The sequence below is a fragment of the Ottowia sp. VDI28 genome (assembly GCF_049532675.1).
Taxonomy (GTDB): Bacteria; Pseudomonadota; Gammaproteobacteria; order Burkholderiales; family Burkholderiaceae_C; genus Ottowia.
Map to the genome: position 1 here is coordinate 1,320,184 of NZ_CP149820.1, position 20,817 is coordinate 1,341,000.

The following is a 20,817-nucleotide window of genomic DNA, read 5'->3' on the forward strand; positions in this document are numbered from 1 at the left end:
TGGTTTGTTCAGGTGATGAAATCGGCTGGCAGCACCTTGCCGGGGTTGAGCAGTCCGAGCGGGTCGAGCGCTGCCTTGATCCGCCGCAGCAGATCGGCTTCGACCGGCGATTTGGCGCGCAGCGATTCGTCGCGCCGCAACACACCCAGGCCATGCTCGGCGGAAATGGAGCCGCCGTACGCGATCGCGAGGTCATGCACGATGCGGTTGAGAGGATCTTCCAGGGCCTCGAAGACGCCCGGCGCTATGCCGCCTTCGGGTGGAGAGATGTTGTAGTGCAGGTTGCCATCACCCATGTGGCCAAAGACCACCAGGCGCACCGCCGGTGCGTAGGACCGTACCGCCTGGGCCGCCTCTTCGACGAAGCGGGCAATCGCCGAGATCGGCAAGCTAATGTCATGCTTGATGGTCTTGCCCTCCGCGCCTTGGGATTCGGAAATGCCTTCGCGCAGCAGCCACAGGGCTTTGAATTGGGCAAGCGAGGCGGAAACCGCGGCGTCTTCCAGCAGATTCTGCTCGAACGCTTCTTCCAGCAGGGCCTGCATGGCCGCGCCCGGTCCGCTGCCGGCGTTCTGATGCGGCTCCGATGCCTCCAGCAACAGGTACCAGGGGGTCGTGGTTTCCATCGGATGCCGCGCGGCGGGCAGATGGCGCAGCACCAGGGCCAGGCTTACATCGGAGATCAGTTCGCAGGCCGTCAGCGCGGGGCCGAGGTGGCGGCGCGCGAGATTGAGCACGTCGAGGGCCTGCTGCGGCGAGGCGATGGCGCAGAAGGCCGCCACGCGGCTAGCCGGTTGAGGCGCGAGCTTGAGTACCGCGCCGGTGATGATGCCCAGCGTGCCTTCGCTGCCGATGTAGACGTCGCGCAGCGCATAGCCGGTGTTGTCCTTGCGCAAGGCGCGAAGACCGTTCCAGATCTGCCCCTCAGCGGTCACCACTTCCAGCCCCAGGCATTGTTCGCGCGCGTTGCCGTAGCGCAGCACCTGCACGCCGCCCGCGTTCGTGGCCAGGTTGCCGCCAATGGTGCAACTGCCTTCGGCCGCCAGACTCAATGGGAACAGCCGGCCCGCCGATTCCGCGGCCTGCTGCACGGCCAGCAGGGTGCAGCCGGCATCGACCGTGATGGTGTCATTGATGGTGTCGATGCCGCGTATCCGCTGCATGCGCGCGAGCGACAGCACGACCCCGTGGCCCTCCGCATCGGGCGTGGCGCCGCCGGATAGGCCTGTATTGCCGCCCTGCGCCACGATGGGCCGCCGCTGCTGCACGCACCAGCGCACCACCGCCGCGACATCTTCGGCGCTCTCCGGCTGAGCCACGGCGTAGGCGCTGCCTGTCCATTTGCGGCGCCAGTCCGTGAGAAACGGCGCCATGTCTTCCGCAGCGGTGAGCCACCGGCCGGCGAAGGCCGGACGATGGGTGTCGCTCACGGCCTCCTTCATGCCTGGTCTGCCTTGCGCTGGGCCAGCAGCCGGTCGGCATAGTCCTGCCAGGGTGACTTGCCTGACAGGCCTTCGAAAACACCCGCGCGCGCCAGGCCGGCCACCCAGTCCTGTTTTTCGGCGATGGCGCTGGCCATGAAGGGATTGAAGCCAGCTTCCTTCACAGTATTGGCAGATTCACGCATCTCTTCCGCGCGGCGCTTGCCGTGCTGCACCACACGGCTGAAGAAGTAGGCGCCTTGCTGGCTCCAGTCGATCTGGGGAAAGGTTTCCTGCAGGGTGGGCAGCACGTGGTCTTCCACGCCGTAGGCGCGTGCATTGGTATAGGCCTCGATCACCAGCGCCTCCAGGCCCTTGATCATGATGCTGCGGCTCATCTTGATGGCCGATGCCACCCCCAGCTTTTCGGACACCGCCTTGGCGTCCATGCCCCATCTGTTCAGCGTGCGCGCCAGATCGGCCGCCTGCGCGCCGCCCAGCAGCATCGGCACCTTGATGCCGTAAGGGGGCACGGAGGTCATCACGCCCGCCTCGACATAGTGGCCGCCCGCGCTTTCGATGGCGGCAGCCGCGCGCTGCTTGGTGCCCGGCGAAGCGGAGTTGAGATCCAGGAACACCGTGCCCGGACGCAGATAGCGGGCGGCTTCTTCGGCCACAGCCAGGGTGTTGGATGCGGTCACGGCAGAAATGAGCAGCGTGGCCTGGGCGCACAGGCTTTGCATGCTGCCGGCGGGGGCGATGCTGTCGGCGCTGGCGGCCTCTTGCGCACGGGGGCCTTCGGCGCCGGCGAACTTCAGGTCCCAGGCATGCACGGCCTCTACGCCGTCCTTGCCGCGCAGCCCGCGGCCGAAGATGCCACCGACTTCGCCGAAACCGATGATGCCCAGAGTGATGCTTGCCATGTGTCGTGTCCTTGTGTCGAATGAAGAAAGATCTCAGCTATCCATTGCGCAGCGCGCCACCTGCGCTGCATGAAACATAAAAGCCCCAAAGGCCGCGGAGCAGGCCATACCAGGGCCACCGCGGAGCGGGCTTGGCCCGGCCGCCGGAGGCGTCCCCCTTGGGGGAGGGCGCGTAAGCGACTCAGGGGGGACTCCATTTCAGAATCCATAGAGCCTGGCGGGGTTGTCCACCAGCAGCCGTTGCAGCGTGGCGCCGTCTCCATCGTCATAGTGCGCGAGCAGGTCGACCAGATCGCCATCGTCGGGCATCTCACGCACGTTGGGGTGGGGCCAGTCGGTTCCCCAGACGGCGCGGTCCGGCGCGGCATCCAGGAGCTGGCGGGCGAAGGGCACCACATCATCGTAGGGGAACGCTCCGCCGCTGGCGAGCGTGCTGGAAATGCGTTCAGGCCCGCTCAGCTTGATCCAGGCCCGCGGGTCCGCCAGCAACTCCAGCAACACGGCGCAGGCCTCCTGCCGCAGGCCGCCCGTCACCGGCGTGCGGCCCATGTGATCGATGGCGAACGGGCTGGGCAACTGGCGAAGAAATCCCTGCTGGGCCATCACGTCTTCCGCGCCCAGATGCACTTGCACATGCCAGCCGAGCGGCGCGATGCGTTCCGCCAGCCGCAGGACGGCATCGGTATCAGGCGTTTCCCGCAGGTGCCGCACGAAATTGAAGCGCACGCCGCGCACACCTGCGGCGTGCAGGCGATGCAATTCGGCGTCGCTGATATCCGTGCGCACCAGCGCCACGCCACGGCTGTGCGCCGGGGCGCGGGCGATGGCATCCAGAATGGCCGCGTTGTCGTAGCCGTGCACCGTGGCCTGCACATAGACCGCGCGGCTGATGCCCAGCAGGGCATGCAGTTCCGACAATCGTTCTACCGGTGCGTCGTCCGGCGTGTAGGGGCGCTCGGCCGCGTACGGAAAGCGGGCGGCTGGCCCATAGACGTGCACGTGGCTGTCGCATGCATCCGGCGGCAATGCGAAGCGGGGGGCGTGTGGGTGCGGGTGCGGCGGAGGCACCTTTCGGGCTTCGGTCATTCCGGTTCAATGCCCGCGAGCTTGACGGCTTCGCGCGAGCGTTCGTAGTCGGTGCGAAGAAACTCGCCAAAACCCGCGGCTGTGCGTTCCTTGGGGCTGGCTACCTGGAGCCCCAGGCCTTTCAGCCGTTCGGCCATCTCGGGGGTGCCGATGGAGGCCACCGCGGTGGCCTCCAGCTTGCGCAGAATATCGGCGGGCGTACGTGCCGGGGCCAGCAGGCCGACAAAGCTTTGCGCGGTAAACCCGGCCACACCAGCGTCGATGAAGGTCGGCAGATCAGGTGCCAGGGGACTGCGCTGCGCGCCCGCGACCGCCAGAATGCGCGCCTTGCCCGCTTTATGTAGCGGCAGCGCCGTCGAAAACTCCATCGATGCCAGCGGCACGGTGCCGCTCAGCAGATCGGGCACCAGTGAACTGCCACCGCGGTAAGGGACGTGCGTGATGCGCGCGCCTGCCTGCGCCTTGAAGCGCTCCAGCGTCAGCTGCGTCGCGCTGCCGATGCCGGAAGAAGAGCAGGCTACATCCTGCTTCTTCGACAGGGCGATCAGCTCCTGCAGGTTCTTGGCCGGAAAGTTGTTGGCGGCGATCAGCACATGCGGCACGAAACCCACCAGGGCGATGGGCGCGAGATCCTTCAGCGGGTCGTAAGGCATCTTGGCCTGTACGAAAGGGTTGATGGTCAGTGGCCCGTTCGAACCCACCAATAGCGTGAGCCCATCAGCAGGGCCTTGGGCCACCACGCCGGCACCCAGGGTCCCGCCGGCCCCTGCGCGGTTGTCCACCACCACAGGTTGGCCCAGCGCCGGTCCCATGGCAGCGCCCAGCAACCGGCCCACACCGTCCACGTTGCCGCCGGCACCGAAGGGCACGATGAACTTGACCGGCCGATCAGGGAAGTTGGCAGCCAGCGCCGTGCGCGGCAGCGCTCCTAGGGTGGCCAGCATGCCTGAGACAGGCAGGGCGGCGGCCATGCGCAGCAGTTGTCTGCGCGCCGGTTGGCAGTAGGAAGATGACATGGCTGGTGTCTCCATATGTCTTTGTGTATGGGGCCCGCGGCGGGGCGATCGAGTGGCCTATTGTTGAAATTTATGCCGGACTCAAGGTTGCTTTGTGTGCCGATTACTGTTCGAATTCATGAATGAGCGGGGTGCGCTGGATATGATGAAATACCCGCATGCTTCCGTTGCATCACATCCGGACCCTCAGCGCGGTCGCGCGCGCGGGCGGGGTGCGGCCGTCATCGGAATCGCTGCTGCGCGCGGCCTCTGCCGTGAGCCGCTCAGTGGCGCTGCTGGAGGCCAGGGTGGGCATGCCCCTGTTCGAACGCAAGGGGCGCGGCATGTTGCCGACGTCCGCAGGGGCGCTGGTGCTGGCCCGTTTCGATCGCATCCAGCAGGAGCTGTCTGCTGTCCTGGAGGAGGCCGCTGACGGTACCGGGGCGGCGGTTCTACCTGCCGCAGCCGAGGATGTTCTCTACGACGAACGCCGTCTTCGGGCGGCATCCCTGGTGGCTGAATTGCACCACCTGCCCACGGTGGGCCGGCGGCTAGGCGTATCCCAACCGGCGGTGAGCAATGCCCTGGCCCGGCTGGAGAGCGCGCTGAGGCAGAAGCTGTTCCTGCGTACCGCCTTCGGCCTCATGCCCACTGATGCCGGGACACGCTGGGTGCTGCGCTTCGATCGGGCGCTGGCGGAGTTGCGCTACCTGGAAGACGACATGGCCGCTGCCCGGGGAAGCCTGCAGGGCTTGATCACCGTCGGCACACTCCCATTGGCCCGTACGCGCGTGCTGCCACGGGCGATCGGTGCATTGCGCGCGGCGCATCCGGGTCTGCGCATTCACTCCCTGGAGAGCCCCTATGAGCAGTTGTATGCAGGCCTCATGAGCGGCAAGGTGGATTTCATCATTGGCGCGCTGCGCCCGGTGGCCGACCGTGCGCTGGCGGTGGAAACCTTGTTCGAGGACGAACTGGGCCTGATGGCCGCGGCCACACACCCATTGGCACTCAAGCGCCACATAGGATTTGGCGATCTGCGCGGCCAGTCGTGGGTGCTGTCACGGCCTGGCACGCCGCTGCGCGCGTCGCTCGATCAGTTCTTCGTGGACCACGGCGAGCAGGCTCTGGTGCCAGCCGTTGAAACGGGCGATCTGGCCTTGGTGCGCGGCATGCTCATGGAAGGCGGCATGCTCACCGTGCTGTCCACCCACCAACTGCGCTATGAAGTCGATGCCGGTCACCTTCGGGTGTTGCCATTTCCGATGGACGGCCTGCGCCGCTACATCGGCCTGGCCACCCGCGCCGGGGCCAGACTGCCGCCGGGAACCTTGATGCTGATGGACGAGATCCGGCACTTCAGTCGATAGCTTTCGCGATTCCTGAGGATAGAACCTTATGAATTGATTCATTAGGTTCTATTTTTTTGTTTTCATTAAATATAATTAGTACAAAGGTTTTATTTTTATCAAAAAAAGACAAGGTGATGCGAATGAGTTTCCGGCTATTGAGCGAACTGCCGCTCAAACGTGGTGCCCAAGTAATGGCCTGTGTTCTGGCGCTGTGGTCTACCTGCCAAATGCCTGCAGCAGCGGCAGGCGCCGAAGCTCATCATTGCCCGGTCCATGGGTGCGATCTGCTGGCTGATGGTGATTACACCGGTGTGCTGATCGGCCGCCTCGAAGCCTTGCTGAGCGACAAGCAAAGTCGTCAATTGCTGCGAGCTGTTCAGGCCCAGGGGCGATGGGCCGGGTTGCCTGCCGACAGCCAGCAATTTGCCGAGCGCATCCAAGCCGTGGCCGTGCGCGTGCCCATCGGCACTGGCGGCAGCCTGCGCGTCATAGCCCTCATGTCTATGGAGGAAAGCGAGGCCATGCCGCTGAAAAAGGGTGATCTGGTGCGCTTTCGCCCCCATGGAGGCCCTGCAGGCAGTGCCATGAATCCAGCGCCCGTGGATAGCTTGGCCTTGGCTTATTGGAAAGCTGTCGGTTGCGTGACAGCGCTGTGCCGCGCGGGCGATAAGGACTGCCAGGCCACTTACATCCAAGGCGCCTGGCGTTTCACTGACGGCCGGCCCATCGAGGCACGCAGCGCCGCGCCGCTGGCCCGAGGCCAGCGGATCGACCCAATGACCTACATCCCTCTGACCTCCTCCGATTGACCGCACCCCGTAACGCTTGGCCGATAGACGGCATCGAACACTTTGCAGAACGAAATGACCTATAGGAAAAAAACGTGCACCGGGGCATTGCGCGCTTGGTTGCTCAGCACTGCGCTGGGCCTGAGCCTGAGCGCAAAAGCCGGCGTCACGAGCAAACCACCCGCGCCAGTGGAACCCGGCCATCCCGGGTGCCCGGCAAGTAGTTCGGGGGGCCCAAGCGGTTCTAGTGGACCTGGTGGTTCTGGCGGTCCTGGTTTTCCAGGTGGCCCTGGTGGATCCATTGGCATGGTTGTTTGCGGGCTCGGCGGCAGCGCCCACGCTGCCGCATACCTGAGCGACACCCCGCTGCTGAGTACCGCCAGCCTGGGGCCCTCTACCGCGTTTTCGCTTAGCCATGCTACCCGGGGGCGGCAGCAGCCGGCCAGCTTGCCTGGTGGTCACGTCGGCCCCGGCTGGCAGCACAACTGGCAAGCATGGCTTGAGGATATCCCCGCCGCGCCGGGAAAAGACGTGCAGATCTTCGCGCGCGACGGCGGCTACCTGGTTTACGCCGGATACAGCGCCGCCAACGGCGGTTTCGCTCTTGAGTCAAGCACGCAAGCGCGACTGGTGCTCGCCAGTGCCAACCCCGTGCAATACCAGCGCATCCTGCCCGACGGCACCACAGAAATGTACGCCCAAGCTGAAGCCCTGGCCAACGGCAAGCGTCGCATCCGGCTGAGCGCGATCACCGACCCTCATGGGCACAGCGTGCGGCTGGCCTATGACACTCAAGAGCGCTTGAGTAGCCTGACTGACGCGGCAGGCCGCATCACCCGTTTCTCATACGACAGCGCGGCCCAGCCTCAAAGTATCACCCGTGTCACGGACTTCGCGGGCCGCGAGGCCCAGTTCAGCTACGACGCTCAGGGCAGGCTGCAAAGCATCACTGATGTCATAGGTTTGACCAGCCAGATGGCTTACAGCGCTGCGGGTGGCATCAGCAGCGTTACCACCCCCTATGGCACCACTCAGATCGTCACCGGCCAGGACGGCTACCGGAAGTGGTCGCAGATCACCGACCCGCTTGGCCACACCGAGCGACAGGAAATGATGCATGGCGCACCAGGCCTGCCTTTCAGCTTGGGCGCTGACCAGATCCCAAGTGTGCCCAACGCGCCGGCCGTGTTCAACCGCTACATGAGCTCGCGCAATAGTTTCTATTGGAACAAGACCACCATGAGCGCCATGGGGGGCAAACTCGATTACACACGGGCGTACATCCGCCATTGGCATCATGCCGCGCGAGACCAGACCGCCCTTGCCAATACGCTTGAGGCTGAAAAATCTCCTCTTGAAAACTACATCTGGTATTTCTACAGCGGCCAGAGCTCCACCGGATTCCAATCGCCCACCTCCAACAACCCCATCGCCTTTGCCCGCAAGCTGCCCGACGGCAGCAGCCAGATCCATCGCATCAGCTATAACCCGCGGGGCAGAGTCAGCAGCCAGACCGACCCCGCTGGGCGCATCACCCGTTATGAATACGCCGCCAACGGGGTCGACCGCGTCGCCGCTCACCAAGTGGCCGGTAGCCGCCAGGAGGCCATCGGAAACTGGACCTTCGATGCCAAACATTTGCCGCTCACGGTCACCGACGCTGCCGGCCAAACTACCCAACTGAGCTACAGCGCGCTCGGCCAAGTCGCCCGTATCACGGATGCTCTCGGCAACGTCACCCGCTACGACTATGACGCTCAGGGGCAGCTCATTCGAGTGATCAACCCCAACGGGCAAGTCCAGCAAAGCTACGCTTGGGATAGCCAGGGCCGCATGGCCAGCCAGACCGATAGCGAGGGCTACACCCTTCGCTTCAGCCATGACGCGCTCAATCGCCAGACTGCCATCACCTACCCTGACGGCAGCAGCGAGCGCATGCAATATGACCGGCTCGATCTGGTGGCTCACACCGACCGCATGGGCCGGACTACCTCCTATCGTTGGGATGCCAACCGGCGTCTGGCCAGCCAGACTGATCCCAGTGGCATCACCGTGCGCTATGAATACGACCCCGACGGGCGCCTGGTCGCGCTGATAGACGGCAAAGGCCAGACCACCCGCTGGCAACGCGATATCCAGGGGCGTGTCATCAGGAAGACCTATCCCGGTGGCGATGTCCAAACCACGACATGGGACCGCGCCGGGCGCGTAAGCAGCCAAAGTGATTCGATGGGCCATGTTCGGACCTTCGCCTGGAGCATGGATGACCAGCCCCTGGGTTGGCAATACAGTGGGGGCCTCTACGCGGATGCTGGCACCGTCAAAATCCAGTACGACAGCTTGTACCCGCGCATGACCAGTTCGCAGAATCCGGTCAGCACCACGAGTTATCAATACCATGGCGCTGGTGTCCTGGGTACGGGACAGCTCGCCAGCCGAAACGTGCAATACCACCTGGGTAACGGCATTAGCACTCGACATGAGATTGCCTACGTCTATGATGCCCTGGGCCGCATCACGACTCGCACCTTGGACGGCCAATACTCCAGCCGCTACGTCTACGACGCGCTTGGGCGCTTGCAATCGGAGCAAAACCTGCTGGGTACCTTTGTCACGAGCTATCTGGGGCAAACCAGCCAACCCACCGGCCAGGCGCTGCAAGGCCAGCCCTGGCGCGTGAGCTACGACTGGGAGACCAATGCCAAGGACCGTGCTTTGAGCAAGATCAGCTTCGGCGGCAATGCCAGGCAGTCCAAGCATCTAGACGCCACGCCCCCGCTGGGCAACATCGTGGTTGCTCAGGAACCCTTGCCTCCCTTATGGATCGCCAATCCGGCACCATGGGAGGGGCAGTTGAATTACGCCTTCGATGCTCTAGGCCAATTGGTGCGCAGCCAGCAAGGCTCGGATCATCACCACTTCAAATATGACCTCTCGGGCCGCCTCATTCAGGACCTTCGCACCCCGCACAAGCACACGCAGGGCAGCTACGGCTACGACGAGGCCGGCAACCTCGTCTTGCTTGCCGATGCCAGCGGCTTCAGCAACTTCACCCACGACAGCCGCAATGCCATCGTTCTGCAAGACGGTAATACCCCTCAACGCTGGGTAGTCGACCTCGCGGGCCAAACGCGCGAAGATGCTCTCAACTACTACGGCTGGGACAGCGCCGGGCAGCTATTGGGGGTGCTCAATAAGCGCAGCGGCAGCCGTACCGATTTTGAGAGAGATCCCCAGGGCAGGCTGATCGGCAGTGTGAGCGGAACCCAACAGTATGCTTACCTGTGGTGCGACGAATACACGCCATGCGCACGCGTCAACGCCTATGGACAGATCGATGCGCTCTACTACGGCCAGGGAGAGGTTTCAGCCGCAGTACCCTATCGCCGCTACTATGCCAGGGACCATCTTGGCAGCGTACGGGCTGTCACGGATGCGCAAGGTCAGGTGGTGGGGCGACAAGACTACAGCCCGTATGGCAGCGTGGTGGCGCAAAGCGGGTTGATGCCGAGCGTGGGCTATGCGGGCATGTGGCAGCACCACGATAGTGGGATCAATCTGACGTTGTACCGAGGGTACCAACCGGCGGCGGGCAGGTGGTTGTCCAGAGATCCGATTGGGGAGGGTGGGGGCTTAAATTTATTTGCCTATGTGAGTGGCAATCCTTTGAAGTGGATTGATCCGCATGGTTTGAAGCGATATCCCAATGATTTTATGGGGCCACTTCCGTCGGACGGCTACTTTGAATCTCAGATGACCAAGACGCGTTGTGGACTTGTTCCACCATCCCCTCCAGGTGTTGATATATATGGGAATATGCGCGTCGCGAAGAATAGTGCCAATCCATTATGGTTCAGAAGCATGGTGAAGAATAAAGGTCCTTGGGATTTTAAGCAGCAAGGCTCTGTATATCAGGATTTTGGTAATTTCCACTTTGGAGCGACGGGCGCTTCGTTTGGGTTTTATCAAAATATTCTTCTGCAAGAGGCTGGAAGAGCTCAGCAGGCTGCAGGTACTTCACGCCCTGAATGGGGATATCCTCCAAATTCTAGGTGGGATATTTATGGAGGTAAATCTCCATACGGGGATGATCCCGATGATCAGGCTCAAATTGTTGATGGGATTAGTTTTTGTAGGTGTATGGGGTATTGAATGCGAGGGGTGTTAATTTTTCTCTGCATGCTGCTTGGCGGATGCATTCAGATATTTTCAGAGGATGATTGTTCTGATGAGTTAGTTGAATCTAAAGTCTCTGATGATGGTCAATTTATTGCAAATGTAGTAAGGCGGGATTGTGGTGCTACAACTGCACCTGCTAATATTGTCTATTTGAAGGGGAGGCTGGAGTCGAAAGAGGAGGACGGCCCTTGGGGGAGAAGGTGTACGTTCTACAAGGAAGTGAATCAATTCCTATTCATTGGGAGGGGCAGGTAGTTACGTTAGACGTGCCAGCTGTTGGGGAAAAGGTTTTCTTGGCAAAGAAGGAGTGGAGAGGGGGTCTTATTAGATATGATTGATGTCGAAAGAGAATGGTTTCCTGGAAATTAATCGTCGCCCCTGAAGGCTTTGCATGCGTCATGATGATTTGGTGACGTCCCGAATTTTGATAAATCAAGTGCGGCGAACTACGCCTTCTTAATCTTCTTTTGTGTGAATCTTTAGCGTTGCCGTGGCGAATCTGGAGGAAGTTTTTGATAATTAAAAATGTTTTTTATTCGACGCTTCTTGTTCTGGTAATGTCAATTTTTTTCTGCGGACTATTCGCATTTTTGTGGATAGATAGGGCGGTGACTCTTTCCTATGTAGAGCTGGGAGGGTAGTCTACTAAGCAGGCAAGAGATCTAGCCTTTTTGATAGTTGCGCAAGAATGGAAAAGCTTCCCTGGAGAGGAGGTTCTGGGACGACTCAATTCGGTGGCGACCCGTCGCCCACGAGATCAAATTCTTGTGAAACACGAACCGTTGGATCATATTATCTGGTTCGATGATGTGCGATTCCATTTCGAAGAAGGTCGTCTTTCGAAGGTGAATTAAGGTCAGCCAAGAGGACGCGCGGTTGCTTGGATGGGTAAGAATTGATGTAAAAATCCGATTTTGCGCTGAATCGGCTTTCATCGGGAATTCTCTCGTGAGGTACATTGATTCTTTTTGGTTAATGAGAATTTTTCTTCCTTGGATGCATTCATGGGTACTAGAGATCGCCTTTCATGCTACCGCTTGGTTGGCGGTTCTTCTTGCGATTTATTTTTCATTTGCGCGCGGTCAATGGTGGCCTATAGCCGTTGTTCTTGTGGTGGTTTTAACTATTGACGGGTTCTTGATTGTGAAGCGATGGAGGCGAAAGAGCAGGTAGATTGCGATGTAGCATCTCTAATGAAAGTCGTAGCTAACTTTCCCCTCGTCATTCCCGCGCAGGCGGGAATCCAGCGACAGCGCTCACCGCTATACCGGTCTGTATTCAATCCTGAAAAGCCTGGAACATCGCCTGTCGTTCCTGGTTGATGATCTGGCCCTTCCAGGCATCCGTGTCCGTTTAGAACGCGTGCTTCAGCCTCGCCTTGATATCAGCCGCCAGCTCCGCCGGAGCCTCGGGATGCTGCGCTAGCCAGTGGTCGCCGTGCAGGGCAAGGAGGTGAGCTTAAGCGCCCACACCATCGATCTCGGGGCGCAAGAAACCCATGCAAGCAACACCAGCCGCGACCAAAGCAGTGGCTGGACAGCTGGGGTGACCTACCACGGAGGCACCGCCTTCAGCTTCGATGCCAGCATCAGCACCAACCAAGGCCGTGCCGAGGGTCAAAGCACCCAGCAGAACAATACGCACATCCGAGCAACGGAGGGCGTCAGCTTTAGCAGCACCGGCGGCACGAGCCTGAAAGGGGCTCGCATCGAGGGTGAAACGGTCAAGGGTCAGGTGGGCGGCAACCTGACCATCGAGAGCCTGCAAGATACGGCTACAGCCAGTGCGCAGCAAAGCTCCTCGGGCCTGAACTTCAGTTACGGCGCTCAAGGCTCGGGTAGTGCACAAGGCACCAATGCGGGAGCCAACTTCAGCCAAGGCCGGGCCAATGGCAGCTATGCGGTGGTCACGGAGCAAAGCGGTATCGCGGCGGGCCAGGGCGGCTTCGAGATCAATGTAGGAGGCACCACGCAGGCGGGAATCCAGGATTACGTGGCGCTACGCCAGCAAAAGCACTCCCTTTGCATCCCCATTCTGCCAACCCCACTGCAAACCATGTTGGGTATCCGCGCCTCTTATCCCTGGATTCCCGCCTGCGCGGGAATGACGGGGATGAAATACAAAGATGTGTAGATACCTATGCCCAAAGAGGGAAGGAGCTAAGACCGCGGAGCCTTGTTCGATCAACTCGCCTTTCGCTGCCCTCGGGGCGGTGAATACACGCTCAGCGCGAACGGAGTTTTGCAGGCGCTTCTCAACGACTACAGTTGTCGTCAACGAAGAAAAAATGGATCTACCTTGCCGGTGTCATCGCTTTCGGTCTCGCATATCCTGGGCTGAAGGCGAACATGCGCGAGTCCGCCTTCTTTGTTGCGGCCATCGGCTACCTGCTGCTGCTACGACTTGTCGCCGAAAAACTTGGGAAGTAGGCAGGAATGAGCGTCAACGATGGCGTATGCCAGCAGGTCGTGACTCCTCTGGGCTACCTGGTTCAGGATCTGCGCGCTGAACAAGCACACACAGGGCAGCCACGGCAATGACGAAGCCGGCAATCCCGTGTGGGAGCGGCGGCCAATCGGGTGCCGCCCTTGGATTCCGGCTTTCGCCGGAATGACGGGGAAAAGGAACCCGCGACGAAATTGTCAACGGGCTACAAGGGATGGCGTTGCCTTCAGTTCAATCCTGAAAAGCCTGGAACATCGCCTGCCGCGCCTGACTGATGATCTGGCCCTTCCAGGCATCGGTGTCCGTATAGAACGCGCGCTTCAGCCTTGCCTTGATGTCAGCCGCCAGTTCCGCCGGAGCCTCGGGATGCTGGGCCAGCCAGTGGTCGCCGCGCAGGGCGTCCAGGATTTCAGTGACGGGCTCGGTCCCATATTCGAGCGCGATACCGGTGTATTCGGCCTGCGGCGCTTCTTCATGGATGGATTCCCACATCAGGCCCGTGAGCAGGGCGCTGGTGGAAGATCCGTCGTAGATCGAGGTGACTTTCTCACCCCACCAGCGGCGCGCGCGGGCGATGGCTTCTGCGTCGTTGCGGCCGGCATGGATGCGCTCGCCCACGCCTTGGGGGCCCAGGCCGGTATGCAGATCGATCCAGGCGACTTCGGCGGCCTGGCTGGCATATTTGCGCAGCACTTCACGCACCGTGCGGTTGCTCCAGGTAGGGGCGCTGCCGCCGTAGAACAGGCCATCGGCAAACTCGTACTGCCCGGCTGAAATCGCGGCTTGCCAGGTTTTGATGCCGTTTTCGGCGATGAAGGCCTCTGTGGCAGCGCGGTTGGCGGCACTGGGCGGCCAGGTATCGGGCAGCAGCAGCGAGTGCACGCGGCCGTAGGCGGGGTTGTTGGGCAGTAACTTCGAGAAATCCTGAAAATTGCGGTTCAGGTCTACGTTCTCCTGCGTCACGCGGCGCAGATGCGAAAAGCCGTAGGGGTTGAGCGCATGCAGATAGAGGACCGCCACGCCTGCTTCGCGGGCTTTTTCGCGCCACTCGGTGTCGTGCAGCGCGAACACCTGAACGCCCGAGCCGCAAAATCCTTCGACGCCATGGCAGCCGCTGCTCACGATGAGCAGGCGCTTGGCAGCGGGGTCGCCATCAAGCGCGACGTCGAGCGCGAGGGGCTCGCCTTCGCGGCCCGGCAAGGGGTGGTTGAACGACTCGATGCGGGTGCCGGCCGTGGCGGCGGCTTCCAGGAACTTGACGCGCGCCTTGGCGTAGCTGGCCGCAAAGGCATCTGGAATGTTGATCACGCCTTGCCTCCCGGCATGGGCCGGTCGGCAGGCGGCTGGTGGGCCAGCCATTCTTCTGCCAGCTTGATCCAGTAGGTGCCGCCCAGAGGAATCAGCTCGTCGTTGAAGTCGTAGTGCGGATTGTGCAGGGTGCAGGGGCCGGCATCGTGGCCGCCGCCTTCGTACTGGCCGCGGTGCGCGCCGTCGCCGTTGGCGATGAAGCAATAGGCGCCGGGGCGGGCCTGCAGCATGAAGGCAAAATCTTCCGCGCCCATGGTGGGCTCTTGCTGCAGGGCATTTTCAGGGCCGACGATGCCGGCCATCACGCGGCGCGCGAACTCGGCTTCGTAAGCAGTGTTGACGGTGGAAGGGTAGTTGCGCCGGAAATGGAACTTGCATTGCGCCCCGAAGGCCGCGCTGACACCTTCGGCCACTTCCTGCATGCGCCGCTCGATCAGATCCAGTACTTCGACGGTGAATGCGCGCACCGTTCCCCGGATTTCGCAGGAGTCGGGGATGACGTTGGTGGCTTCGCCAGCGTGGATCATGGTGACGGAGATCACGCCTGCATCCACCGGCTTCTTGTTGCGCGTGAGGATGGTCTGGAAGCCCTGCACGATCTGGCAGGCCGTGGGCACGGGGTCGATGCCCATGTGCGGCATGGCGGCATGGCCGCCCTTGCCGGTGATGGTAATGGTGAACTCGTTGGTGGAGGCCATGACCGGCCCGCTGCTGACGGCGAAGGTGCCCACCGGCAGCCCCGGCCAGTTGTGCATGCCGAACACGGCTTCCACCGGGAATTTCTCGAACAGGCCGTCCTTGATCATCTCGCGGGCGCCTCCGCCGCCTTCCTCGGCCGGCTGGAAGATCAGGTAGATGGTGCCGTCGAAATCACGGTGCTTGGAGAAATACTGCGCCGCGCCCAGCAGCATGGCGGTGTGGCCATCGTGGCCGCAGGCGTGCATCTTGCCCTGGTGCCGGCTGGCATGCGCGAAGGTGTTGAACTCGGTCATGGGCAGCGCGTCCATGTCGGCGCGCAGGCCAATGGCACGGCCACTTTTGCCGCCATCGCGCCCATGGACGATGCCCACCACGCCCGTGGTGCCCATGCCGCGGTGTATGGGAATGCCCCATTCCGTGAGCTTTTGCGCGACCAGATCGGCCGTGCGCACCTCTTCAAAGCAGAGTTCGGGGTGGGCGTGGATGTCGCGCCTGATGGCGGCGATATCCTTGGATTGGGCAAGGATGGCGTCGTTGAGCTTCATACTATCCAGTCTAGCCCGGATATCGGGATTCGGCATCAGGGCTTTCTAGGGTGATGCGGAGGGGCTTTCTTGGAGGACAGCGCGGAGATTTGAACGGCTCCCGATTTTCCGTCATACCGGCGAAAGCCGGTATCCAGGGATGGCGCATCCATCACCGCTGCTGCTGGATACCGGCTTTCGCCGGTATGACGAAGGCGGAGCGTCATCTTCTTCAGGTTTTCGGGCTGCGCAATGGCGCGGAGGCCTATTTCATCGTAAGTTCCCACATCATGAGCATTTCACGATCTTCCACCGCATCCAGAGGCCGCCGTTTCAGCTTCCGCCGGTGCGCAGGGTGGGGCGCTGTGGCACTGGCGGCGTTGGCATTGGCGGGGTGCTCGTCCATCTCCTATTACGGTCAATCGATAGGGGGGCATCTGGCCGTGATGAACGCGGCCCGTCCTATCGAGGATTGGTTGGCCGATCCCGCCACGCCGGCTGAGCTGCGCCCCCGGCTGGAGCTGGCGCGCCGCCTTCGGGCCTTCGCGTCCAGCGAGCTGGCCCTGCCTGATAACGCCAGTTATCACCGCTACGCGGATCTGAAGCGCAGTGCGGCGGTATGGAACGTGGCGGCGGCGCCGCCGGACTCGCTGGTGCTCAAGACCTGGTGCTTTCCCTTCGTGGGCTGTGTAGGTTATCGCGGGTACTACGACGAATCGGCGGCGCGGGAGCTGGCGGGGCAATTGCAGCAGCAAGACGGCCTGGAAGTGGCTGTTTACGGCATTCCCGCCTACTCGACGCTGGGCTGGCTGAACTGGGCAGGCGGTGATCCGCTTCTGTCTACCTTCATCCGCTACCCTGAAGGCGAGCTGGCGCGCATGATCTTCCATGAGCTCGCGCATCAGGTGGTGTACGTGGACGACGACACCATGTTCAATGAATCCTATGCCACGGCGGTGGAGCGTCTGGGCGTGGAGCGTTGGCTGAAGGAGCACGCCAGTGATGCGGCGCGGCGCGAATACACCGCTTTCGATGCCCGCCGCCGCGCCTTTCGCGCGCTCACCATGCAAACGCGCGAGGAACTGAGCGAGGTGTATGAAGGAAAGAGCCCATCCACGGCTGAGTTGGCGGGGCGCATGGCGGCCAAGAGCGAGGTGATGCAGCGCTTTCGGGGCCGCTATGCCGCGCTCAAGCAAGGCTGGGCGGCTGCCGGCGATCCATTCAATGGCTATGACCGCTGGGTGGAGCGGGCCAACAATGCCAGCTTTGGCGTGCAGGCCGCGTATGACGAACTGGTGCCGGGTTTCGAGGCCTTGTTCGCGCGGGAGGGTAGCGATTGGCCCCGGTTCCACGCCGCCGTGGCTGCGTTGGCGCGCCTGCCCAGGGAGGAGCGCCGCCAGAAGCTGAAGGAGATGGGCGGGAAAAGCGGCGAAGGCCTTCACGCCCGGCGCTGATCCTCGCCGGGGATTCCGCTTGGATCAGGCGTTGCGCAATTCTTCAATCAGATCGATGTACTGCTGCATGGCGTCCTCTGAGCTGGTGTCTTCCAGCTTCTTCCAGGCATCCCACTTGGCGCGCGCCACCATGTCGGTAAAGCCGGGCTTGGCTTCTTCGTTGTTACCCTGCGTGGCCTGCTTGTAGAGCGCGTAGATGCGCAACAGCGTGACGTTGTCGGGGCGTGTACTCAGGCCCTTGGAGTTGGCAACGGCTTCTTCAAAGCGGGTCTTGAGATCGGACATGGCGGTTTCCTTGGAAAAGGGCGTCAATATACGCGACACCCTTCAGGTGGCGCCTCTCAGGGCTACAAAGCCAATCCGGCGCGTGCCAAATCCACCCACAGGCCTTCTACCGCATCCCGTGCGGTGATGCAGGCGGCCTGTTCATACAACTGGGTGGCTTCTGTCAGCCGCGCTTCTCCTTCCAGCGTGACCAAGGCATCGGCATAGCCGATCATGGCGGCGGCTGAATCGGGTGCCATGCGCAGCGCTTCACGGAAATGCCACCGCGCGGCTTCGGCTCGGGCCCCGTAGGTCATGGCGCCTACCAGGGGGCCTACCTTGTCGATCACCTCGGCATCGAAGCCGCCCAGCGCCAGATGGGCATAGACATGGCCCGGCGCCAGTTGGAGGGCTTGCTCCAGCGCGGCGCGAATTTGCGTGCCCAGGCCCTGAGCCAGCGCACGGGCCACATGGATGCCCTGGCTGTAACGCCATAGCGCATAGCCCTGCCAGAACCAGGCGTTGGGGTTGCCGGGCTCATCGGTCACATGGGCGCTGGCGCGGGCATGGATGTTCTGAAACAGATCCAGCCGCGATTTCTCGCTTGACTCCACCAGCGCCGCGTAGGCGGTGGCCGCCCGGTTGGCCAGTGAAGCCCCGGCGCGCCCGGCGGCCAGGCCCGCCAGTTCGGCCTTCTCAAAGTCGCCAGCGTGAAACAGGGCCCAGCCCTCCAGCACGGCCGGATCTTCAGGCAGGGACTCGCAGTCGAGCACGTGCAGCCGTTGCCACTGGGAGGCTAGCTGCCTGCTGTCGAAGCGGTGTTCGCTGGCGTGGGATTGGTGGGCCGTCATGACGAGAAGTTTTTTGCATCATAGGCCGAAATCAGGGTCGTCAAGTGGGCACGTGCCTCATCGTTTACGTGGGGCGCCAGCATGCCGAGCACATGGTAGGCTCCGCGAAGAAGCGCATCTTCGGCATTGGCTGGCTCCATCGCGCCACGAGGGTTGAGGACATATTCATAGCTCAGCCAGTAGGTGAGCACCACCACCATGGTGGCTGCCACGGCGTTTCGGGCATGATCTTCCTCGAGCGTGGGCGGCGTGCCGTTGCCCGGCGCGGCCAGGGTGTCGAGTATCTGGCGCACGGCGGTGCGCTTGCGCATCAGGATGGCGGGGAAATGCGTCTCCAGGCGCCGGTTGCGTGAAAGCAGGTGGTTGAGGTCGCGGTACAGGAAGCGGTATTGCCAGATCAGCTCGAACAGCGAATGCAGGAAGAACCAGGCGTCTTCCACATCACGCACACCTTCTGCAGCACCCAGCAATTCATGCAGCGCCGTTTCGAACTGGCCGAACAGCGTGTTGACCAGTTCATCCTTGGACGGGTAGTGGTAGTAGAGGTTGCCGGGACTGATGTTCAGCTCGGCCGAGATCATCGTGGTGGACACATTGGGTTCACCATACCGGTTGAATAGATCGAGCGTGGTCAGCAATATGCGCTCGGCGGTGCGTCGGGGCGCTTTCTTGGCCATCCTCGTTTCTCCAGTCGAAGGTCGTTATCTCCTATGGCGAGATCATAAACATGCGGCTGGCATGTGCCGCTATGGCCTCATGGTGCTACGGCAATGAGCGGCGCGCGGAGAGGTCCGGGGCCAGCGCTTCGCGCTCATCGAAGACAAAGCAGTCGCCCCGGTAGTGGGCTCCGCCCACTTCCTCGAAGTACTTGAGGATGCCGCCTTCCAGCTGCAGCACATGGGGCAGCCCTTGCTCGCGCATGTAGATCGCCGCCTTCTCGCAACGGATGCCGCCTGTGCAAAAGCTCACCACTGTCTTGCCTTCGAGTTCGGCCCGGTGTTCCTGCACGGCCTGCGGGAATTCGGTGAACTTGTCGATGCGCCAGTCAATCGCGCCTTCGAAACTGCCGAAATCGACCTCGAAGGCATTGCGCGTGTCCAGCAGCACCACGGGCTGTCCGGCATCGTCATGCCCCTGGTCCAGCCAGCGCTTGAGGGTGGGCGCATCCACTGCGGGCGCCCGGCCGGCGGCCGGCTGGATGGCGGGATGGTTCATGCGGATGATCTCGCGTTTGAGCTTCACCAGCAGGCGCCGGAAGGGCAATTCGGCCGACCAGCTCTCCTTGGCTTCGAGCGCGGCAAAGCGCGCATCGCCGCGCAATTCGGTCAGAAACGCGCGCAGGGGCTCAGGCTCGCCGGCCAGGAAAAGGTTGATGCCTTCTTCGGCCAACAGGATCGTGCCCACCAGAGCCCGTGCCTGCGCGGCGGCCAGCAATCGGGGTTGCAGGGTTTCACGGTCGTCCAGGGGAACGAACAGGTAGGCGGCGATATTGAGGATGGGAAGTGGCACGGGCTCGATTTTAAGGATTCACGCGGCACGGATCAGGGGGTGCGCGCATCAGCCGGTTGGGGGCGATTGCCCGTAAATGAGAATGGGTCTTATTCGGTGCGGTATGCTCGGAATGCTCATCGGAGCGTCGGATGGTGTCAACAGAGCGTTCAGTATCGGCTTCCAGAGCGTGTCATTCGTACGGATTCCTGATGCTTGTTCCTTTTCTCATCATGTTGCGCGAGGGCATTGAGGCCGCGCTGATCGTCGGTATCGTTGCCAGTTATCTTGCCCAGAGCGGGCGCCGGGATTTCATGCCCGCGGTGTGGGTGGGCGTGCTGCTGGCGACGGCGCTGTCCCTGTTCGCCGGGGCGGGCCTGCAGCTCGTGGCAGCCGAATTTCCACAGAAGCAGCAGGAATTGTTCGAAGGGATCGTGGGGCTGATCGCCGTGGCCATGCTGACGTCCATGGTGTTCTGGATGCGCAAGACGGCACGCTCGATCAAAGGACAGCTTCAGCACTCGATCGACAAGGCGCTGGGGCAGGGGGACGGACAGGCCTGGGCCTTGATTGGCATGGTTTTCCTGGCCGTTGCGCGCGAAGGCCTGGAGTCCGTGTTTTTCCTGCTGGCCATTTTCCAGCAGAGCAGCGGGTGGGAGGCGCCGGTGGGCGCGCTTGCCGGGATTCTGGTCTCCGTGGGGATCGGATATGGCCTCTACTCCGGCGGTATCCGGCTGGATCTGCGGCGCTTTTTCCGCTTGACCGGGCTTTTCATCCTGCTCGTGGCGGCGGGCCTTTTGGCCAGCGTGCTTCGCAAATTCCATGAAGCCGGCATCTGGAATCATCTGCAGGCAGTGGTCTTCGACATGAGCGAGACGCTGCCCATGGACAGCCCCCTGGGGGCCGTGTTGTCGGGCTTGCTGGGCTACCAGGCTGCGCCGGTGGTGGGCGAGGTGATCGTTTACCTGGCCTTCCTGGCCGGCTCGCTTTATTTTTTCCTGCGGCCCGTGGCTACGCCGGCGCGCTGAGTTTCTTTTTCC

16 protein-coding genes and 2 pseudogenes are annotated in these 20,817 nt (G+C 62.1%); 7 read left to right on the plus strand and 11 right to left on the minus strand.

Translation table 11 applies throughout. The features are described from left to right. Positions 1-8 precede the first annotated feature (8 nt). The 4 genes from WJU18_RS06145 to WJU18_RS06160 form a co-directional block, all read right to left on the minus strand. Entirely contained in the window at positions 9-1,442 is a 1,434-nt protein-coding gene (locus tag WJU18_RS06145; protein ID WP_423459232.1) for an FAD-binding oxidoreductase, read from the minus strand. Then, a complete protein-coding gene (locus tag WJU18_RS06150) occupies positions 1,439-2,344 on the minus strand; it encodes a DUF1932 domain-containing protein (RefSeq protein ID WP_423459233.1) in 906 nt (301 codons plus the stop codon). Before WJU18_RS06150 ends, WJU18_RS06145 begins: the two co-directional genes overlap by 4 nt. Before the next feature lie 198 nt (positions 2,345-2,542). Then, positions 2,543-3,430: an amidohydrolase family protein gene (locus tag WJU18_RS06155; RefSeq protein WP_423459234.1), complete on the minus strand. Its 888-nt coding sequence runs from the start codon at positions 3,428-3,430 to the stop codon at positions 2,543-2,545. Then, on the minus strand, positions 3,427-4,446 hold the full coding sequence (locus WJU18_RS06160; protein ID WP_423459235.1) for a Bug family tripartite tricarboxylate transporter substrate binding protein: 1,020 nt from the start codon (positions 4,444-4,446) through the stop codon (positions 3,427-3,429). The genes WJU18_RS06155 and WJU18_RS06160 overlap by 4 nt, the downstream gene beginning before the upstream one ends. A 158-nt stretch (positions 4,447-4,604) precedes the next feature. On the opposite strand from WJU18_RS06160, the gene WJU18_RS06165 reads away from it, so the two are divergent. From WJU18_RS06165 to WJU18_RS06180, 4 genes and pseudogenes are all read left to right on the plus strand, one after another. After that, complete coding sequence (locus WJU18_RS06165; RefSeq protein ID WP_423459236.1) at positions 4,605-5,795, plus strand: LysR family transcriptional regulator; 1,191 nt, start codon at positions 4,605-4,607, stop codon at positions 5,793-5,795. A gap of 122 nt (positions 5,796-5,917) precedes the next feature. Next, positions 5,918-6,586, plus strand: coding sequence for a hypothetical protein (locus WJU18_RS06170; protein ID WP_423459237.1), 669 nt, complete (start codon positions 5,918-5,920; stop codon positions 6,584-6,586). Positions 6,587-6,871: 285 nt separating this feature from the next. Next, on the plus strand, positions 6,872-10,717 hold the full coding sequence (locus tag WJU18_RS06175; protein ID WP_423459238.1) for an RHS repeat-associated core domain-containing protein: 3,846 nt from the start codon (positions 6,872-6,874) through the stop codon (positions 10,715-10,717). A gap of 539 nt (positions 10,718-11,256) precedes the next feature. After that, positions 11,257-11,598 (plus strand): annotated as a pseudogene (locus tag WJU18_RS06180) (Imm58 family immunity protein). A gap of 424 nt (positions 11,599-12,022) precedes the next feature. Here WJU18_RS06180 and WJU18_RS06185 read toward each other — a convergent pair. Beyond that, a pseudogene (locus WJU18_RS06185) lies at positions 12,023-12,190 on the minus strand (DUF2817 domain-containing protein); the annotation flags it as partial. Positions 12,191-12,196: 6 nt separating this feature from the next. Between WJU18_RS06185 and WJU18_RS06190 the strand changes: the two are divergent. Next, a complete protein-coding gene (locus tag WJU18_RS06190; RefSeq protein WP_423459239.1) occupies positions 12,197-12,877 on the plus strand; it encodes a hemagglutinin repeat-containing protein in 681 nt (226 codons plus the stop codon). 543 nt (positions 12,878-13,420) lie between these two features. Here the strand turns inward: WJU18_RS06190 and WJU18_RS06195 are convergent. After that, the gene (locus WJU18_RS06195) at positions 13,421-14,497 is read right to left on the minus strand and encodes a M14 family metallopeptidase (protein ID WP_423459240.1); all 1,077 of its coding nucleotides are present in this window, start codon (positions 14,495-14,497) and stop codon (positions 13,421-13,423) included. After that, the gene (locus WJU18_RS06200; protein WP_423459241.1) at positions 14,494-15,741 is read right to left on the minus strand and encodes a M20 aminoacylase family protein; all 1,248 of its coding nucleotides are present in this window, start codon (positions 15,739-15,741) and stop codon (positions 14,494-14,496) included. Before WJU18_RS06200 ends, WJU18_RS06195 begins: the two co-directional genes overlap by 4 nt. A 269-nt stretch (positions 15,742-16,010) precedes the next feature. On the opposite strand from WJU18_RS06200, the gene WJU18_RS06205 reads away from it, so the two are divergent. Then, entirely contained in the window at positions 16,011-17,174 is a 1,164-nt protein-coding gene (locus WJU18_RS06205; protein WP_423459242.1) for an aminopeptidase, read from the plus strand. Between the two features lie 24 nt (positions 17,175-17,198). On the opposite strand, the gene WJU18_RS06210 is transcribed toward WJU18_RS06205, so the two are convergent. The 4 genes from WJU18_RS06210 to WJU18_RS06225 form a co-directional block, all read right to left on the minus strand. Then, positions 17,199-17,459: an acyl-CoA-binding protein gene (locus WJU18_RS06210; RefSeq protein WP_423459243.1), complete on the minus strand. Its 261-nt coding sequence runs from the start codon at positions 17,457-17,459 to the stop codon at positions 17,199-17,201. Between the two features lie 62 nt (positions 17,460-17,521). Further along, positions 17,522-18,289, minus strand: coding sequence for a hypothetical protein (locus tag WJU18_RS06215; protein ID WP_423459244.1), 768 nt, complete (start codon positions 18,287-18,289; stop codon positions 17,522-17,524). Beyond that, entirely contained in the window at positions 18,286-18,966 is a 681-nt protein-coding gene (locus WJU18_RS06220) for a TetR/AcrR family transcriptional regulator (protein ID WP_423459245.1), read from the minus strand. Before WJU18_RS06220 ends, WJU18_RS06215 begins: the two co-directional genes overlap by 4 nt. Positions 18,967-19,051: 85 nt before the next feature. Beyond that, complete coding sequence (locus WJU18_RS06225; protein WP_423459246.1) at positions 19,052-19,798, minus strand: sulfurtransferase; 747 nt, start codon at positions 19,796-19,798, stop codon at positions 19,052-19,054. A gap of 191 nt (positions 19,799-19,989) precedes the next feature. On the opposite strand from WJU18_RS06225, the gene efeU reads away from it, so the two are divergent. Further along, entirely contained in the window at positions 19,990-20,805 is an 816-nt protein-coding gene (gene efeU / locus WJU18_RS06230; protein WP_423459247.1) for an iron uptake transporter permease EfeU, read from the plus strand. The last annotated feature ends 12 nt before the right edge of the window (positions 20,806-20,817 follow it).

Excerpts from the sequence above, each read along its gene's own strand:
- WJU18_RS06145 (WP_423459232.1), bottom strand. The coding sequence starts at position 1,442 with ATGAAGGAGGCCGTGAGCGACACCCATCGTCCGGCCTTCGCCGGCCGG.
- WJU18_RS06150 (WP_423459233.1), bottom strand. The coding sequence starts at position 2,344 with ATGGCAAGCATCACTCTGGGCATCATCGGTTTCGGCGAAGTCGGTGGC.
- WJU18_RS06155 (WP_423459234.1), bottom strand. The coding sequence starts at position 3,430 with ATGACCGAAGCCCGAAAGGTGCCTCCGCCGCACCCGCACCCACACGCC.
- WJU18_RS06160 (WP_423459235.1), bottom strand. The coding sequence starts at position 4,446 with ATGTCATCTTCCTACTGCCAACCGGCGCGCAGACAACTGCTGCGCATG.
- WJU18_RS06165 (WP_423459236.1), top strand. The coding sequence starts at position 4,605 with ATGCTTCCGTTGCATCACATCCGGACCCTCAGCGCGGTCGCGCGCGCG.
- WJU18_RS06170 (WP_423459237.1), top strand. The coding sequence starts at position 5,918 with ATGAGTTTCCGGCTATTGAGCGAACTGCCGCTCAAACGTGGTGCCCAA.
- WJU18_RS06175 (WP_423459238.1), top strand. The coding sequence starts at position 6,872 with ATGGTTGTTTGCGGGCTCGGCGGCAGCGCCCACGCTGCCGCATACCTG.
- WJU18_RS06200 (WP_423459241.1), bottom strand. The coding sequence starts at position 15,741 with ATGAAGCTCAACGACGCCATCCTTGCCCAATCCAAGGATATCGCCGCC.
- WJU18_RS06205 (WP_423459242.1), top strand. The coding sequence starts at position 16,011 with ATGAGCATTTCACGATCTTCCACCGCATCCAGAGGCCGCCGTTTCAGC.
- WJU18_RS06210 (WP_423459243.1), bottom strand. The coding sequence starts at position 17,459 with ATGTCCGATCTCAAGACCCGCTTTGAAGAAGCCGTTGCCAACTCCAAG.
- WJU18_RS06215 (WP_423459244.1), bottom strand. The coding sequence starts at position 18,289 with ATGACGGCCCACCAATCCCACGCCAGCGAACACCGCTTCGACAGCAGG.
- WJU18_RS06220 (WP_423459245.1), bottom strand. The coding sequence starts at position 18,966 with ATGGCCAAGAAAGCGCCCCGACGCACCGCCGAGCGCATATTGCTGACC.
- efeU (WP_423459247.1), top strand. The coding sequence starts at position 19,990 with ATGCTTGTTCCTTTTCTCATCATGTTGCGCGAGGGCATTGAGGCCGCG.